A 15,140-nucleotide genomic window follows, 5' to 3' on the forward strand; every position below is an offset into this window, starting at 1 on the left:
TCAGCCCTTGAGCCATTGATTAGTCAAAGAAAAATTGCGGGCGAGCGCACATGGCGCAACGGGGTGCAACTATTCAACGACTGGTTGTGTTAAAATGTATATTGGTAATATATGGATATCAAAAGAAAGAAGGAGGTGGCAGCCCATGGCGGAAAAGGAACGAAAGCGTCCGGCGGTAAAGCGGCCGGCTAAGAAGCGGTCCGTGACCAGGCGCGCCACAAAGGCCAGTCAGACAACCAGCCGGTTTTTTGAAGGGTATGGCAATGAAATTACAGGCGTGATCCTGATCGGTTTTGGCCTGTTGCTCACCGCGGGGATCTTTACGGATCAGACCGGACGGGTGGGGGAGTTCCTGAAGGATCTGGCCATTGCCACATTTGGCAGTTTAGGGTATTTATTTCCGGTGCTGTTTCTGGCCCTCGGATTTGCCTTTATTTTACGAAAACGAGAATTTTTGATGAACCGGCGCACCCTGGGGATCATCCTGGCTGTGCTGTCGCTTCTGATTGCTCTGTCAGTGGGGCATATGTATCTGCTGGATTCCCACAGCCTGAGCGACGCTCTGCAGGAAATCTCAGGGCTGCGCGGCAAGACCCACGGCGGAGTATTCGGCTATTTGCTGGGCTATCCTCTGGTCAAGCTGTTCGGGGAAGTAGGAGCTTACATTTTTTCCGTACTGGGAATCATTCTGGGCGGCGTCCTGATCTTCAACACCACCCTGTACGACTCGCTTCGGAAAGGACATGAAGTTTCCTCTCAGGTTTCCACGAAGATTTCAAGCTTCCGGGAGAAGAACAACGAACTGAAAGCGCTGGAAGTCAAACCGGCGGAAGGGATCCGGTCGGTACGTCCGGAGGAATCCATTCCCTCCGCCCGGCGCTTTAAAAATCAGATTCAGGCAAAACCGAAGTCTGGGCCGGTCGAACGGCCGGCAGCGGAAGAAGCTCAGGGCAAGCTGTCCCTGCCGGCGTTCCTGAATGGACAGCCCCGGTCAGCCCATCGGCTGGAGGGCACCAAAGTGTCCAGAAGCCGGTTCAACATCGAAGTGCAGCCTAGAGCGGCTTCGCCCGGCAAAAAAACCACCGTTGCTTCGGGGACACCCCCTGCCGGCGAAGCCGCTGTCCAGAACCCGATTACGGTGCCGTACCTGGAGAGCTGGAATAAGGTCCGCGATGAGAAGAATCCGCGGCCGGACTCAACCGATCCCAAGGGAACGCCGATTGGTGGTGAATCGGAGGAAGCCTTCGAGCGGGTGTTCGGCAACGGCCCGACAGCCTCTTCGGATTCGGCTGGCGATGGATTTGAGGCGAGTGCCAAACCGGGAACATCAGCCAACGCTGATGCTGACCCAGCAGCAGAAGGGGCTGATCCGCAGCCGGATTCTCTGACCGAACAGGAATTCTCCGATTACCGCAGAAAAAAGCTGTCGGCGACGGACAAGCCAAAGTCCGACAAGGGCCGGCAGATTGCCATGGAAGAACCTAAGAGCGCGGCCCGACCGGTCTACAAGTATCCGGGCGTCGCGCTGCTGAAGGAGAACATGCGGGGCATGATGGACGAAGAAGATCATCATGAAATCCTGGAAAATGCCCGCAAGCTGCAGGATACTCTGGCGACGTTCGGCGTGGACGCCCGGGTGATTGATGTCAGCAAGGGGCCGTCGGTCACGCGCTATGAAATGCAGCTTAAGGCCGGCATCAAGGTCAGCAAGGTGACCAATCTGTCGGACGACATCGCGCTGGGGCTGGCTGCTACGGGCGTGCGCATCGAAGCACCGATCCCGGGCAAGGCGGCAGTAGGCATTGAGATTCCGAACAAGGAAACTGTGCCGGTGTTCCTGCGGGAGGTCATCGATTCTGAAAAGTTCACCCGCAGTACGCAGAAACTGGCCATGGGGCTGGGCAAGGATATTTCCGGGGACATCATCATCGGAGACATTGCCAAATTCCCCCATGTGCTCATCGCCGGAGCCACCGGCTCGGGCAAATCGGTCTGCATCAATGCGCTGATTGTTTCGCTGCTGTATAAATACACCCCGGAGGAGGTCCGCCTGATTATGGTGGATCCCAAGATGGTGGAGCTGTCCGTGTACAACGGCATCCCGCATCTTTTGATCCCGGTGGTGACGGATCCCAAAAAAGCGGCCGGCGCCCTGAACTGGGCGGTCAATGAAATGACCCGGCGCTATGACCTGTTCAATACTCATTCCGTCCGCAACATTGAAGGGTATAATGATCTGAAGGCCAAGGGCAAAATCGAGGAGAAGCTGCCCTACATCGTCATTATTGTCGATGAGCTGGCGGACCTGATGATGGTTGCCGCCGGCGAAGTGGAAAGCTACATCGCCCGACTTGCGCAGATGGCCCGGGCAGCGGGCATGCACCTGGTCATCGCGACGCAGCGGCCGTCGGTGGATGTCATCACCGGCGTGATCAAGGCCAACATTCCGTCGCGCATTTCCTTTGCGGTATCCTCCTATGTGGACTCCAAGACGATCCTGGATCAGGGCGGCGCGGAAAAGCTTCTGGGCAAGGGCGACATGCTCTACTCGCCCATGGGCGCCCATAAACCCAAGCGGGTGCAGGGAGCCTTTATCAGTGAAGAAGAAGTGGAGGCCATCGTGGCCCATATCAAGGTTGTGGAGTCGGAAGTCCGCTATGATGAATCGATTATCGAGCACATTGAAAAGGGCGGTTCCGGCACAAACGGAGCGGACGAGGAATCGGATGATCTGTTCGAGGAAGCCGTGCGTATCGTCATGGAATACAATCAGGCATCGACATCGTTCCTGCAGCGGCGCATGCGGATCGGCTACAACCGGGCCGCCCGGATCATGGATGATCTGGAGCAGCGCGGCGTTATCTCCGGCCCGGACGGAGCCAAGCCCCGCCGGGTGCTTTGGACTTCGGACGACATGCTGTAAATGAACTGCTGCCAGGCAGCGGTGTGTAACATAAGACAACCTAAGTGAAAATTATTCAAAGAAAGCGGGGCATCAGCCATCCTATGATCCGAACAGACTTTTCAATCAGTCAGAAAAACGAGAAAGAATTTACGCCCGGCCAGGGCTACAAGCTGGCACTGGTCAGCCTGGGCTGCGACAAGAACCGGGTGGACTCTGAAATTATGCTGGGTTCGCTGGGGCAGAAATATCAGATGACCGAGGAACCCATGGAAGCCGACATCATCATTGTCAATACCTGCGGCTTCATCGACGCGGCCAAGGAAGAATCCATCAATACCATTCTGGAAATGGCCCGGTTCAAAACCGAAGGCAGCTGCAAGCTGCTGATGGCCACAGGCTGTCTGACGCAGCGCTACGGCGAGGAGCTTCTGGGCGAAATGCCGGAACTGGACGTCATCCTGGGTGTCAACAGCTACGGCAAACTCGATGAATACGTGGAACGATTCATTGTGGACCGGCAGCGCATTATTGACACAGCCTGGTCGGACGTGGGCGTCAATGACGGCCGGCGTCTGCTGACCACCAATTTCGGCTCGACGGCGTATGTCCGGATCGGCGAAGGCTGCGACAACAACTGCACCTACTGCATCATTCCCAAGATCCGCGGCTCTTACCGCTCGCGCAGCCGGGAGGACATCCTCCGGGAAGTGGAGACACTGGCGAAGGCGGGGGTCCGGGAGATTATCGTCATCGCTCAGGACATCACGATGTACGGACGGGATACCGAAGGCCGCCAGACACTCCATGAACTGCTTCAGGCCATGGACCGGGTGGAGGGAATTCACTGGATTCGCCTGATGTACATGTATCCGGAAGGCATCTATGAGGAGCTGCTCCAGACCATCGCCGGATCCCCCCGGATCCTGAACTATTTCGATATGCCGATTCAGCAGATTTCTGATACCGTCCTGCGGCGCATGGGCCGGCGGACCAGCCGGGCGGCCATTGAAGGCATCATCCGGCGCATCCGTGAGCTGATGAGCGATGCGGTGATCCGGACTTCCCTGATTACCGGATTCCCCGGGGAATCCGAAGAGGAGTTCGAGGAGATGAAAGCGTGGCTGGCTCAGATGCAGCTGGAAAAAGTCGGTGTGTTCCCCTATTCCAAGGAAGAGGGCACCCCGGCCTGGCACATGAAGGGCCAGCTGAAGGATTCTGTCAAGAAAAAGCGGCGGGGCGAGCTGATGCTGGTTCAGCAGCAAGTATCCCTGGCCAAGAATCAGGCGAAGATCGGCCGGACCTATGAGGTTCTGGTTGAAGGCCGGAACGAAGACGGCTTTACCGGGCGCTGCTTTGAAATGGCCCCTGAAATTGACGGAGAAGTGCTGATCCGCTCCGACAAGGAACTGATCGCCGGAACCTTTGTGAATGTCCGCATTACCGATGCCCTGGAATATGATTTGATAGGAGAGATTGATCATGAATCTGGCAAATAAGCTGACACTGTTCCGGATCGTGCTGATCCCCGTGTTCATCCTGTTCATGTCCTTTGAATTCATCCCGCACTGGGCCATGCTGTCCCTCATCGTCTTCGCAGTGGCGTCTATTACCGATCACCTGGACGGCCGCATTGCCCGCAAGCACAATCTCATCACCAACTTCGGCATTTTCATGGATCCCTTTGCCGACAAGCTCCTGGTTACATCTGCCATCATTATGCTGGTAGCCCGGGAACTGGTTCCGGCCTGGATCGCCATTGTCATCATCGCCCGCGAGTTCGCCGTCTCCGGCCTGCGCACCATCGCCGCCAATGAGGGCAACGTCATCTCAGCCTCCAACCTGGGCAAGCTCAAGACGACCCTGCAGATGGTTGCGGTGATCATGATGCTCCTCAAGCTCATCATCCACACCGACGCCTGGTTTTTACCAGTCAAAAACTGGCTGGAAACCAATGCTCAGATCCTGTGGCTACTGCCTGATGTGGTGATGTATGCCGCCGCTTTCATGACCATCTACTCCGGGGTTGACTACTTTATGAAGGGCTGGTCCAACATCGATCCCAGCAAGTAATACAGCTGCACCTGGTGACTCATGAGACGGAAGATCCAAGAGACGGATGATCCAAGAATGAGATAATCCATGGTGCAAATAATCCACCGCCAAAAAAGAGCCCATCAAACCAATGAACCAAGTATTCCAATATCCAGCAAGCGAATGACTCGTTACCCGAATGACCCTATGCGAATGACCCGTTACGGGAATGACTTAGCATGCAGATGATCCAGTCATCACCTGAGTGTTGGGTCATTTTTGTACCAAGGCGTCCGCCACCATCCAGACAGGTGATCAAATGAGAAAATGATGCATCATGCCGGGAGCATTTGAAAAGGGGTGGTCCCGGTATAATGGTCCGTGATAAAGAAGTTTCATGTCTTTGATGAATATTTTATAAAATAATATTTAAATGTCTTGGATTTCGGGCCAATGAAAATGAAAGCTGATAGACTTTTGATAGACAGAAAATTTTTCATTGGGAGGAAGAAGAAATGACCTGGATTTATTGGATCATCTTTGGAGCCTTGGTTGGGTGGATCGCAGGAAAGATCACGAAGACCAGCCGCAGCATGTCAACGTTCCAGAGTGTCATCATCGGTATTGTAGGTTCCGCTGTCGGAGGCTTTATCGGTGATTTTCTCGGAGTGGGCACGGTAGACGGCTTCAATCTGGGAAGTATTGTTCTTGGTGTTATAGGTGCGATTATTGTGCTATGGCTGGTCAATCGCGGAACTAAGCGACGCTGAAGCCGCCCGCAATCATAGGTACTCAATCCAACAGCGCTAAGCTTGAAACCTTGGGTTTCAAGCTTAGCGCTTTGTGTGTCGTGGTATAATTTAGTCAAACGGGCACCGGCCACAGGTGCCGCATGGAGGTGGATCCTTTGCTGCGTACGATCCTGTTCTTTGCTGAACTGGCGTTTTCTCTGATTGGTTTGACTCCGAAGCTGAAAACCGCCAGGGATCTTCGGAAAACCAATCCCCGGGCTTCGTTTCTTTATGCTTCAAAAGTAGCCCACCGCTGGGTTCAGCCCAAGCTGAAGCTCATCGGCGCTGACTTCTATGTCCTGGGGAAGGAGAACATTCCACCGGAGCCGACGCCTTGCGTATTCATTGGAAACCATCAAAGCGAGTTTGACTTTGCCATGATGCTAGGTCTGATTGATAAGCCGCTGGGGTTTGTTGCCAAGAAAGAGCTGCTGCGCTATCCTTTTTTGCGGGACTGGATGAAGATGGCCAACTGCACCTTCATTGACCGGTCCACACCCAGGCGGGCCATGGAAGCCATTCTGGAAGGCATTGAAAATGTCCGTCAGGGTTACACCATGGTGATCTATCCGGAAGGCACGACCAGTTCCGGCGGGGATATGCTGCCGTTCAAGCCGGGCGCGTTCAAGCTGGCGACAAAGCCGGAGGCGATCATTGTTCCGGTAGTGATCGAAGGATCGCATCAGCTGTTCGACTTATCGCGGCCGAAACGGCCCCGAGTCTGGATGTCTTTTCTTCCGGTCGTGGAGACCAAGGGCCTTACCAAGGAAGAAATGGCTCAAGTGCCGGTACGGGTTGAAACGATGATCAAGAATGAACAGGAGCGGCTGAAAGAGCTGGAGACCACAAAGGATTTTCAAAAGTACCAGGACTATCGCCAGGAAATCGTCTAAGAGGGAATTTCTGAGATAGTAAAGTAAATGAGACCGAAATAATCTTTCAGAGATTGATACAATTTAATGATTGCATAAGTGATTCCGGTGGTCTTAAAGGCTAATTTTCCGCTCAGGTAGATGTATTTGGTCGAAACCCCATTGACACTTTTCTTGGTACTCAGGTCGCCGGAGTTGTACTTGAAACTTAAGCTGGTGCCGGTTTTGGCTGATTCTACACCTTCAATTTATTTTTTAGATTGCTTTTAGTACATCCCAAATAACAGCATTTAACAAACGGTAGAAAATAAAAATTAATATTGATATTGTACAGATAATAAATAAAATGAAGGGGTAATAAGGGGTTAATTTAAGATGCTTTACGACCAGATGGAGATATCATTGTACATCTGGAAGTTAAATACCTTAAAAAAAATTTGGCTCAATCACTTTTTATGTGGGATTATGATTTTCCCTGTTTACACGGAGAGGTCGACGTGGTAGCCTGACTGGCCGACTAGTATCCTGTAACATCTTAATTTGTAATGATCACTGGGTATAAATGTTTCAATTTACAACGTGCATCTGTAACATCGAATTGCCAGTCTACTGACTTTTGATTGTAGTTCCGCTTTGTAGCCCAAGACTTGACCTCTCGATCCATCATCTCAATTGACGAGATTCTTCGATTGAGACATTGAGTTGATAAAGCACTAAGTTCTATTTCGGCTATATTGAGCCAGCTTCCATGTTTTGGAGTATGATGGATCTCCAGTCGTTGACTCAGGCGGAACGCATGAGCTGGCGGAAACCGTTCATACAACGCTGAAATGTTGTGGGTGTTGAGATTATCCATCACAAGTATGACCTTCTCACAGTCCGGATAATCTTCTTCCAAAAGAATCCGAACCTGTTCCGCCCAATCCTGCTTGGTACGACGTTCCGATGCATCACATCGCCGCCAGCCACCTAAAGGTTCAGTAAAAAGGAACAGGCTGCAAGTCCCTTTGCGAATATACTCGTTATCTTCCTTGCGGACATACCCAGGTGATGCCGGAATAGGCTTTCTGGCCTCATCCAGCAGCTGACATGGCTTTTCATCCATACAAATGACAGGAATAGATGGATTGAAAGGGCGAGTATATACCGCCAGAACGTCTTCCATGCAAGCGACAAATGCTGCGTTTTGATCCGGTGGAATGCACCAACACTTCTTCAGATGAGGTTGAAATTCGTTTTTTTTAGGATCCTGCCCACCGACGTATGAGAAATGGATGGCACAATCTCCAACTTGACTGCTTCCTCTGCAACCAGACGTAAAGTCCAACGTTCAAACCCTGGAGGTGGATTGCTGCAGCAGATGGCAATAATTCTGGCTTCGACGTCTCCAGTAAGTTTAGGATCAATAGGTGGCTTTGTCCGTTTCTTTCGATCGAGCGCAGCTTCTAACCCCTGTGTAGCATAGGTTTTTCGAACTGTTTGGACCGTTTGCCGGTGCACATGAAAGCGCTCGGCAATCACCGGAGAACTGGCTTGGTTTGGATTATTCATGTCTGCAGCCAAGAGAATATTAGCGTGAAGAATTCGTTTCGCGGTTGCTTTTCCTTTATTGACAATATTTAGGAGTTTCACCCGCTCTTTCTCACTTAGGTCAACAACATAGGATACTTTAGGCATACTCTCACCTCCTACTTATAGGATATCAGAATATGCTATTATAGTATAGTTTTAAATGTTACAATGTACTAGCCCAGCATTTATGCAGCCTAGCGGCAAGGCTGGCGGAACCACGCCGACAGAGGCTCCATGTCAACTTGGGAAAATCCCACAGTTTTTGTGATTGACCCAAAAAAATTTATTGAAGAATATAAATAAAAGGAGTTTGCTATGAAAAAACTAAACCACATAAGTGTATTTCTAATGGTCCTAATTTTTATTTCAACTTTTATAAATCCAACCCAGGTTTCTGCTGAAGTTCAGAATGACTTTGAAAATACATCCGTTAATTTTCTTAAAACTTATTTCTTAACCAGAGATAATGTCGATGCCAATTATATTTCTCCCAAGTATGAGAACGTTAACATCGAAAATTATATAAACAATCGTATTGACATTGAAAGCTCTGTTAAAAAAGCAGCTCATATCATCAAATTTGATTATAAAATTACCGCTACTTTGATTAATAAGGAGAATCGCGATTCTCTTGATTATCTTACTTATGGAGTTAGACGTGATTTCACTTATGAAGGTATTGATAGTCCTACCGTAGTTTCCGATGAAGTTGTGGTGATTGGCAGTAAAAATATGATCGTCGATGTACTATTTCCAAATGATCCTATAGAAAAAGAGTTAAGGGGTACTTCGGAAAAGATAAACTTATCAAAAAGTCAAAGACTCGATTCATTAGACGTGGATTCGATCAATTTTCGAGCAAAGGAGTATAAAGAAAGACTTCTCAAATCCATTGAAGCGGCTCAAGTGGTTGAAAAAGATGTATATGGGATTGAAGGCAGCACTTCGTTGGATCCCATAAGTTCCTCCAAAAGTCTAACTTGGGCGAAAGCTAATTATAACAAGTATTCCCCCCTAAGTAGATCATCTATTGTACCATATTATGATTTTAGTAAAATTTCAGGAAGTTATGATTGCACAAACTTTGTATCACATGCATTATTAGCAGGTGGGGCTAATCTTTTTAATAATGGAAATCCATCAACAGGATGGTGGTATGCTTCGCTGAATAGCAGAAGCTATTCTTGGCCGTCGGTCAACTATTTATTTTCATTTCTAACTACAACCCATTCCAAAGGTCCAGTTGCTTCCTCAGTAAAATATAAAATCTTTGATGAAAGGTATGAATATCCTTTTTCATTGGGAGATATAGTCCAATTTGGTAATACTAGTGCCTGGGGGCACAGTACAATTATAATGGGTTTTTATGTTTATAATCCGGCTTCCCCCTATCGATATGGAACTTTGGTAATAGGACGCACATCACCAACTCAATATAACTTTAATCTTAAGGTGGAAGACTCCAACTATGATAATAAACGAGTACTAGTGGTTGAAGGTACCTATTAATATGACTCGAAATGCACGAATTAATTTTTTAACGATAATACTATTGTTTACTCTATCAATAGCCGGTGCTTGTAGTAAAGAGCCTGAATTTGATCCAGAATCGTTAAGCTATGCAGATGAACTAGCCCTTCCGGATGGCTTTGATAATTTAAGCCTCGAAGAAGGCGCAAAAAAACTCTTTAGAACCGATCTAGAAATGAAAGATGGACAAAAGTCCGGCCTGGTTCAATTTAAGGTTTATAATAAAGGGGACAAAATTTCACCTGGGATCATCTATATTTCGATAGAAGACTACAATAAAGCCAAGGTTCCTCTAGCCTCCAATATAAATTATGATGGTCAGGGAATCTATCTGATAAAGCAAAACGACGAATGGAAAGTGCTGAAATTACCGATTATACACTATAATGAAAGCTCTTCTTCACCTAAAGACAAAGCCATCATAAACGTGGATGGCACTATTGCTATGATGCCCTTTACATTCCAGGGAATAATAATTTTTATTCCAGTTAAGTAGAGGGTTATGAATAATTGCTACTTTTCAGGAAGCAATTGCATAAACCTCGAAAGATATGTAGAAATTGAAGACTTGGTTTTTGTCAAAAAAAGAAGCAAGCTGCTTCCTCAGGTTGCGGAAGGAATTCATCACAACAAAACTAACACAGATCATCACCTCAGTGGCTTGCTGTGTTCTCTCCATAATTCTGTCTAGACCATACTTCCGTTTGCTTTCTCCGATTTTGGCTTCCACCATATTGCGATCGCCAGCCTCCTGGACCTCTGCTGCTCGCTGCTGCTGGCGCACCTGAGGATCCTTTGGGGGTCTGCCAAGTGCCGGACCGTTCATTCGAATATTCTTGCTTTTGCAGAATGCCAGGTTGGCTTTGTTTCGATATATCTTATCTGCCAGGATCCTTTCAGGATATGATCCTGTTCTTTCTTTGTAACGCTCAGCACTCTCTTGCAAGGTCAGGGCTTCATTGAAGTTTTCAAACGAAAAGTACTCCATTCGAACATACCCCTCCACCGTTGAGAGGGCAATTTTCGAACCAAACTCGGTGTTGACGGATGCCTTGCCCTGCTTGATAGGCCTTACCCAGGGCTGGGACACACTGACAATTCGACGTTCGATCCGGTTAATTTTTAACTTCCACATCTCAAACTGCTGATCATGAATCAAAGACAGTGTCTTGAGTGCATCGATCGTCTTTGGGCTGATGGGTTTGTTCATGGCTGGTGAGTCAAAGTATCCCAGGCAGCGTTTCAGCAATTTCAAGAGAATACCCTGTTTTTCTCGGAACTGGGCTGGAGTATTTTTTTCGATTTGGAGATGCTCAAATAAGCCTGTCTGGCACGATTCAACAATGACTTCTGAGTTTTGGTAATGGGTTTTCCTCGTGTTATTTCTAGATGACGCATGGCTGAACAGACCGCCTCATACAGGAGGCGGATATCCGTCGGGAAGTGGATGTCTTGTGGAACACAGGTAGCATCCAGGATCAACGTACCGCTGCTTGTCTGTAACAAGTCATTGACCGAAGAAGTGCTTGACTCAGAGCCTTGGAGATCGCTTTCCCCCGAATGGCCGCCGCTCGAATCATCATCACTATCATCATTGGACGATGGTTTCTTTAAGGGATTCTGAGCAATAATGGCTTCATTGATTTGGCAAATTTCTGCGGCTGTAAAGCGTTGCCTGAAGTAAGACATCAAGCTGGTATCAAAGGGCAATTCACTTGAGAATTCTTCGAATCCGAGGAAAAACTGAAGATATGGATTTTCACGAACCAGCTCAATCAAATCCGCATCAGAGACATTCAAGGCTTGTTTGAGAAAAAGAGCGCCAAAGGCCAGTCTGGATGAGTATGCCCGGTTGCCACGAGGCCCATTGAACTTAGTGGCATAGATTTCTTCGATGAGATCCCAGGGCATTTGATGGGATAATTTCACCCATCGATTGGAGGGATCAATGCTGACCCCATGGAAACCACTTGGGTATTCAAACACCGAAATTTGACGATTTCTCTTCTTAAAACCCATAAAAATCTCTTGAATACGAGCAAAAATGCTGAAATTTAATGAAAACTTATAACTTTATTATACCAGAAACCAGCTGAAAGTGGCTTGAACACTGTGTTCCGGGCCCATTCAGCAGTCTCTATTGCTCCCCTAATTAAACCTTGCGCATATTAAGAGGCATATTTTGTGGTTTTTGAATGGAAGAACCCCCTGATTTTATTAGGACGCAATTGCACAGTTTTTAAATGAGATCGAACATTATGTTCAAGCTCATCATCGCTCCTGGGACTTGGTTTTTTACTTATGCCACGTTTGAGATCGCTGTTGAGCAATTCATCAGGATTGTACTCTGGGGCATACGGTGGCAGGTAGAACAGCTCAATTTCTTCCTTATGCTTTTCTACCCACGCCATGACTTTTTTAGCGTGATGAACCCGCAGATTATCGAGCACCAGGAATACTTTCTTGTTGCTGTCATGCACTAACCGCCGCATAAAATCAATCAGTTTGTCGGCATTCATGTTGTCTTTATAGAGGACAAAGCGCAATTTTCCTCGATTGGAAATTGCTGAAAGCATGTTGATCTTGATATGCTTTGCTTCGGTTCGAACCACCGGCGTTTGTCCGATTGGCGCATACCCACGCAAGCAAGTTGACTGGTTTTGCAATCCGGTTTCATCTCCAAAGAAAATCTCTGCATTCTCAGCCTCTGCTCGTTCAGTAATGCCAGGAAACTCAGTTTCGACCCAGTGCTGCACCTTCTCTGTGTCTTGCTTGTAGGCGCGTTTCATCGGCCGCTGGACTGAGAATCCCCACCGCGCCAAGTAGACCCCTAAAGTAGATACGGGCAGGCTGATTTTATACTTTTCATAAATGAGCTCTGCAATGGTTTTTCTGCTCCACATGCAGTCTTTGAACTTCAATTGATCCGGTGTCTTATCAACCAGGATTTGCTGTATTTCCTTTTCCTGGGCAGGAGTAAGGGTTCGTTTCGCACCCTCTCGGCGACCACGCTTTTGGGGCTTGATCCCTGCGATCCCGCCTTCCTTGTATTGTTTCTTAGTGTTCTGGACGTGCCGCAAGCTTACATCTAAGATTTCTGCTATTTCCTCATTCGTTTTACCTTTTTCTGATAGTCGGATGATGTTCTTGCGAATCTGATATTGTTCTTCCGGACTAAGCCGTACTGCTTGGGTTTTTAAATCATTATTCATACGATTATTATATCAAAAATCATCAAGAAACGCAAGGTTTATTTAGCGAGTCAATAAGTAGTTTCACTTTGATCCAACTATCTACTGGATAATATAAAAAAGCGGCATATTACCCTATGTTAATTCAAGACAAGAAGGAGATAACCCGGAAACATCTAGGAATCGTTTGTTTCAATCAGCTACTATGCGCATCAAACAGAAACCTGAGCAGCCTTGAGTGTCACATGTTTATGGAATGTACGACGGGGGTTGTACTGGGAAGTGCATTATGTCTAGAGGATTTGATACAACACCAATCTCAACGCAGCGTAATATCCTGAAGTCCCGGAGCATAATACCTTTAAATCTTGGAAACCATTGAAAATACCGGCTTTCAGGATTTATTTTGCTTGTAATTACTCTTAAATAGGTATAAAAAATAACTATGGATGGCGCGATCATGGCGAAAATAAGTACTCAAATCATCAATGGCACCGAATATGTCTATGAAGATCAGCCGTATTGGGACAAAAAGAAGAAGCAGAGCTCGCACAGGCGAGTCTACATCGGCAGACAAATCGATGGTGAATTTGTGCCCAATAAAAAATATCTCCTGCAGCAGGAACTCAATGAGCTCAAGGCTGAGGTCAAGCCAGGTCCTATCCCCACCGAAGTCTGCAAGCAAGTTTTATGGCGCAACTCACCTTCTTGACCAAATCGCTGAGAAAACCGGAGTCTTCGAGGACTTGAAAAGCTGTTTCCCCGATGACTACGAGAAAATCCTCTCCCTTGCTTACTTTCTGGTGCTCGAAGGCCATAACCCGGTGTATCGGTTCAGCCGCTGGGCCAAGTCTCATCAGCACCCCTATGGGGCGGACCTGCCCTCCCAGCGCATCAGCGAGTTGTTTGCGTCCATTGACGAGGCCGGCAAAATGGCTTTTTTCAGTAAGCAGGCCCACCGTCGATCCGAGACCGAATACCTGGCTTATGACACCACCTCGATCTCATCCTATTCCCAAATGATTAAACAGGCCAAGTATGGGAATGACAAAGAACATGATCCGCTGCCCCAGATCAATCTGGCCCTGCTGGTGGGAGAGACCTCAGGGCTGCCGGTCTACTATCGCAAGCTCCCCGGCAATATCCCGGATGTCAAAACCATCCGACAACTGCTCAATGAACTGGATTTTCTGCAGATCGATAAGGTGAAGCTGGTTCTTGACCGGAGTTTTTGCAGCGAGAAAAATATTAATGCGCTCTATCAGCAGCATCATAAATTTCTCATCGCGGGCAAGACATCCTTGAAATTCATCCAGGATAAACTCAATACCGTGCGGGACGGCTTCGTCTGTCGGGGAAACTATCATTCCGGATCAAATCTCTACATGCAGTCATTCACCATGGATTGGGCTTACTCCGAGACCAAGCCCCGCAGTGGCGAAGTGGTCAAAGGGATCCGACGGATCTACGTTCACTATTACTTTAATGACCAGCACGCCACGGATGACAAGATTCGGATGAACAAGTTATTGGACCAGCTGGAAGAAGAACTTGCATCAGGCAAGCGGGTCCCCGAGCATCAAAAACTCTATGACAATTACTTTCACACCGTCACGACTCCAGTGCGTGGCACCAAGACCGATGCGAACCAGGAAGCCATCGATGCGGCCCTGAAGGACTGTGGCTGCTTCGTATTGATGAGCAATGGCATTAAGGATCCTATGGAGGCGTTGCACGTCTATCAAGCCAAGGACCTCATTGAGAAGGCGTTCGGCGATCTGAAAGAACGCCTCAGCATGCGCCGGGAATCCGTGGCATCAGAGGAGAACCTTGAGGGCAAGCTCTTTGTGCAATTCATCGCGCTGATTTTCATGTCTTACATCAAAAGAGCCATGGATCAAGGCGGCCTGTTTAAAAATCGGACGATGCAGGAACTGCTTGATGATTTGGATGTCGTTGAGCGTTTCTATCACCCCTCCAGAAAGCCGCAAATAGGAGAGATCACCGAAAAGCAGAAAGCACTCTACGTCGCCATGGCGGTAGAGTGCCCTACATAGGTATAATTTTCCGGGACTTCAGGTTGTAATGACGGGCATAGGTGTATTCAAAATAAGTGGTTTCACCGCGCCGGTTAACCGTAATTTTGCCTGTATTTTCCGGAATCTTTACGAGAAAATCGTAGTACATTTTTGCTCCTTTTTAAGAATGATATCCTACTCAATTAAGTATAGCAAAACCCCGCATTTCC

General features: G+C 48.0%; 15 protein-coding genes. 9 read left to right on the forward strand and 6 right to left on the reverse strand.

The annotated features are described in order from the left end of the window. Positions 1-145 precede the first annotated feature (145 nt). The 5 genes from NQU17_04155 (at position 146) to NQU17_04175 (ending at position 6,620) form a co-directional block, all read left to right on the forward strand. Positions 146-2,923, forward strand: a complete 2,778-nt coding sequence (locus NQU17_04155; protein ID UUM12762.1) for a DNA translocase FtsK — start codon at positions 146-148, stop codon at positions 2,921-2,923. 83 nt (positions 2,924-3,006) lie between these two features. Further along, positions 3,007-4,401 (forward strand): 30S ribosomal protein S12 methylthiotransferase RimO, encoded by a 1,395-nt coding sequence (gene rimO, locus NQU17_04160; GenBank protein UUM12763.1) that lies wholly within the window; start codon positions 3,007-3,009, stop codon positions 4,399-4,401. Beyond that, complete coding sequence (pgsA, locus tag NQU17_04165; GenBank protein UUM12764.1) at positions 4,385-4,975, forward strand: CDP-diacylglycerol--glycerol-3-phosphate 3-phosphatidyltransferase; 591 nt, start codon at positions 4,385-4,387, stop codon at positions 4,973-4,975. Before rimO ends, pgsA begins: the two co-directional genes overlap by 17 nt. Before the next feature lie 476 nt (positions 4,976-5,451). Then, on the forward strand, positions 5,452-5,706 hold the full coding sequence (locus NQU17_04170) for a GlsB/YeaQ/YmgE family stress response membrane protein (GenBank protein ID UUM12765.1): 255 nt from the start codon (positions 5,452-5,454) through the stop codon (positions 5,704-5,706). A 137-nt stretch (positions 5,707-5,843) separates the two neighbouring features. Next, positions 5,844-6,620 (forward strand): 1-acyl-sn-glycerol-3-phosphate acyltransferase, encoded by a 777-nt coding sequence (locus tag NQU17_04175; protein UUM12766.1) that lies wholly within the window; start codon positions 5,844-5,846, stop codon positions 6,618-6,620. 514 nt (positions 6,621-7,134) lie between these two features. Here NQU17_04175 and NQU17_04180 read toward each other — a convergent pair. Both NQU17_04180 and NQU17_04185 read right to left on the reverse strand, forming a co-directional pair. Further along, positions 7,135-7,926 carry an IS630 family transposase gene (locus NQU17_04180; protein ID UUM12767.1) on the reverse strand — a complete coding sequence of 264 codons (792 nt, stop codon included), beginning with the start codon at positions 7,924-7,926 and terminating at the stop codon, positions 7,135-7,137. Then, the gene (locus tag NQU17_04185; protein ID UUM12768.1) at positions 7,815-8,276 is read right to left on the reverse strand and encodes a helix-turn-helix domain-containing protein; all 462 of its coding nucleotides are present in this window, start codon (positions 8,274-8,276) and stop codon (positions 7,815-7,817) included. Before NQU17_04185 ends, NQU17_04180 begins: the two co-directional genes overlap by 112 nt. A 210-nt stretch (positions 8,277-8,486) precedes the next feature. Here NQU17_04185 and NQU17_04190 point away from each other — a divergent pair, with 210 nt between their 5' ends. Together NQU17_04190 and NQU17_04195 are read left to right on the forward strand one after the other, a co-directional pair. Beyond that, positions 8,487-9,680 (forward strand): amidase domain-containing protein, encoded by a 1,194-nt coding sequence (locus tag NQU17_04190; GenBank protein ID UUM12769.1) that lies wholly within the window; start codon positions 8,487-8,489, stop codon positions 9,678-9,680. A 1-nt stretch (position 9,681) separates the two neighbouring features. Next, a complete protein-coding gene (locus tag NQU17_04195; protein ID UUM12770.1) occupies positions 9,682-10,197 on the forward strand; it encodes a hypothetical protein in 516 nt (171 codons plus the stop codon). Between the two features lie 24 nt (positions 10,198-10,221). Here the strand turns inward: NQU17_04195 and NQU17_04200 are convergent, their stop codons facing one another. The 3 genes from NQU17_04200 to NQU17_04210 form a co-directional block, all read right to left on the reverse strand. Continuing rightward, positions 10,222-10,911: a transposase gene (locus NQU17_04200; protein ID UUM12771.1), complete on the reverse strand. Its 690-nt coding sequence runs from the start codon at positions 10,909-10,911 to the stop codon at positions 10,222-10,224. A gap of 41 nt (positions 10,912-10,952) precedes the next feature. After that, positions 10,953-11,720, reverse strand: coding sequence for a transposase (locus NQU17_04205; protein ID UUM12772.1), 768 nt, complete (start codon positions 11,718-11,720; stop codon positions 10,953-10,955). A 149-nt stretch (positions 11,721-11,869) separates the two neighbouring features. Further along, entirely contained in the window at positions 11,870-12,913 is a 1,044-nt protein-coding gene (locus tag NQU17_04210) for an IS630 family transposase (GenBank protein ID UUM12773.1), read from the reverse strand. Between the two features lie 439 nt (positions 12,914-13,352). Between NQU17_04210 and NQU17_04215 the strand changes: the two genes are divergently transcribed. After that, entirely contained in the window at positions 13,353-13,604 is a 252-nt protein-coding gene (locus tag NQU17_04215) for a hypothetical protein (GenBank protein ID UUM12774.1), read from the forward strand. Between the two features lie 34 nt (positions 13,605-13,638). Further along, positions 13,639-14,949: an IS1634 family transposase gene (locus NQU17_04220; GenBank protein ID UUM12775.1), complete on the forward strand. Its 1,311-nt coding sequence runs from the start codon at positions 13,639-13,641 to the stop codon at positions 14,947-14,949. On the opposite strand, the gene NQU17_04225 is transcribed toward NQU17_04220, so the two are convergent. After that, entirely contained in the window at positions 14,942-15,079 is a 138-nt protein-coding gene (locus NQU17_04225) for a hypothetical protein (GenBank protein UUM12776.1), read from the reverse strand. The genes NQU17_04220 and NQU17_04225 overlap by 8 nt on opposite strands. Between the last annotated feature and the right edge of the window lie 61 nt (positions 15,080-15,140).

It is taken from the genome of Clostridiaceae bacterium HFYG-1003, assembly GCA_024579835.1.
In the GTDB taxonomy this organism is placed as follows: Bacteria; Bacillota; Clostridia; order Clostridiales; family Clostridiaceae; genus JG1575.

Excerpts from the sequence above, each read along its gene's own strand:
- NQU17_04155 (UUM12762.1), top strand. The coding sequence starts at position 146 with ATGGCGGAAAAGGAACGAAAGCGTCCGGCGGTAAAGCGGCCGGCTAAG.
- rimO (UUM12763.1), top strand. The coding sequence starts at position 3,007 with ATGATCCGAACAGACTTTTCAATCAGTCAGAAAAACGAGAAAGAATTT.
- pgsA (UUM12764.1), top strand. The coding sequence starts at position 4,385 with ATGAATCTGGCAAATAAGCTGACACTGTTCCGGATCGTGCTGATCCCC.
- NQU17_04170 (UUM12765.1), top strand. The coding sequence starts at position 5,452 with ATGACCTGGATTTATTGGATCATCTTTGGAGCCTTGGTTGGGTGGATC.
- NQU17_04185 (UUM12768.1), bottom strand. The coding sequence starts at position 8,276 with ATGCCTAAAGTATCCTATGTTGTTGACCTAAGTGAGAAAGAGCGGGTG.
- NQU17_04190 (UUM12769.1), top strand. The coding sequence starts at position 8,487 with ATGAAAAAACTAAACCACATAAGTGTATTTCTAATGGTCCTAATTTTT.
- NQU17_04195 (UUM12770.1), top strand. The coding sequence starts at position 9,682 with ATGACTCGAAATGCACGAATTAATTTTTTAACGATAATACTATTGTTT.
- NQU17_04200 (UUM12771.1), bottom strand. The coding sequence starts at position 10,911 with ATGAACAAACCCATCAGCCCAAAGACGATCGATGCACTCAAGACACTG.
- NQU17_04205 (UUM12772.1), bottom strand. The coding sequence starts at position 11,720 with ATGGGTTTTAAGAAGAGAAATCGTCAAATTTCGGTGTTTGAATACCCA.
- NQU17_04210 (UUM12773.1), bottom strand. The coding sequence starts at position 12,913 with ATGAATAATGATTTAAAAACCCAAGCAGTACGGCTTAGTCCGGAAGAA.
- NQU17_04215 (UUM12774.1), top strand. The coding sequence starts at position 13,353 with ATGGCGAAAATAAGTACTCAAATCATCAATGGCACCGAATATGTCTAT.
- NQU17_04225 (UUM12776.1), bottom strand. The coding sequence starts at position 15,079 with ATGTACTACGATTTTCTCGTAAAGATTCCGGAAAATACAGGCAAAATT.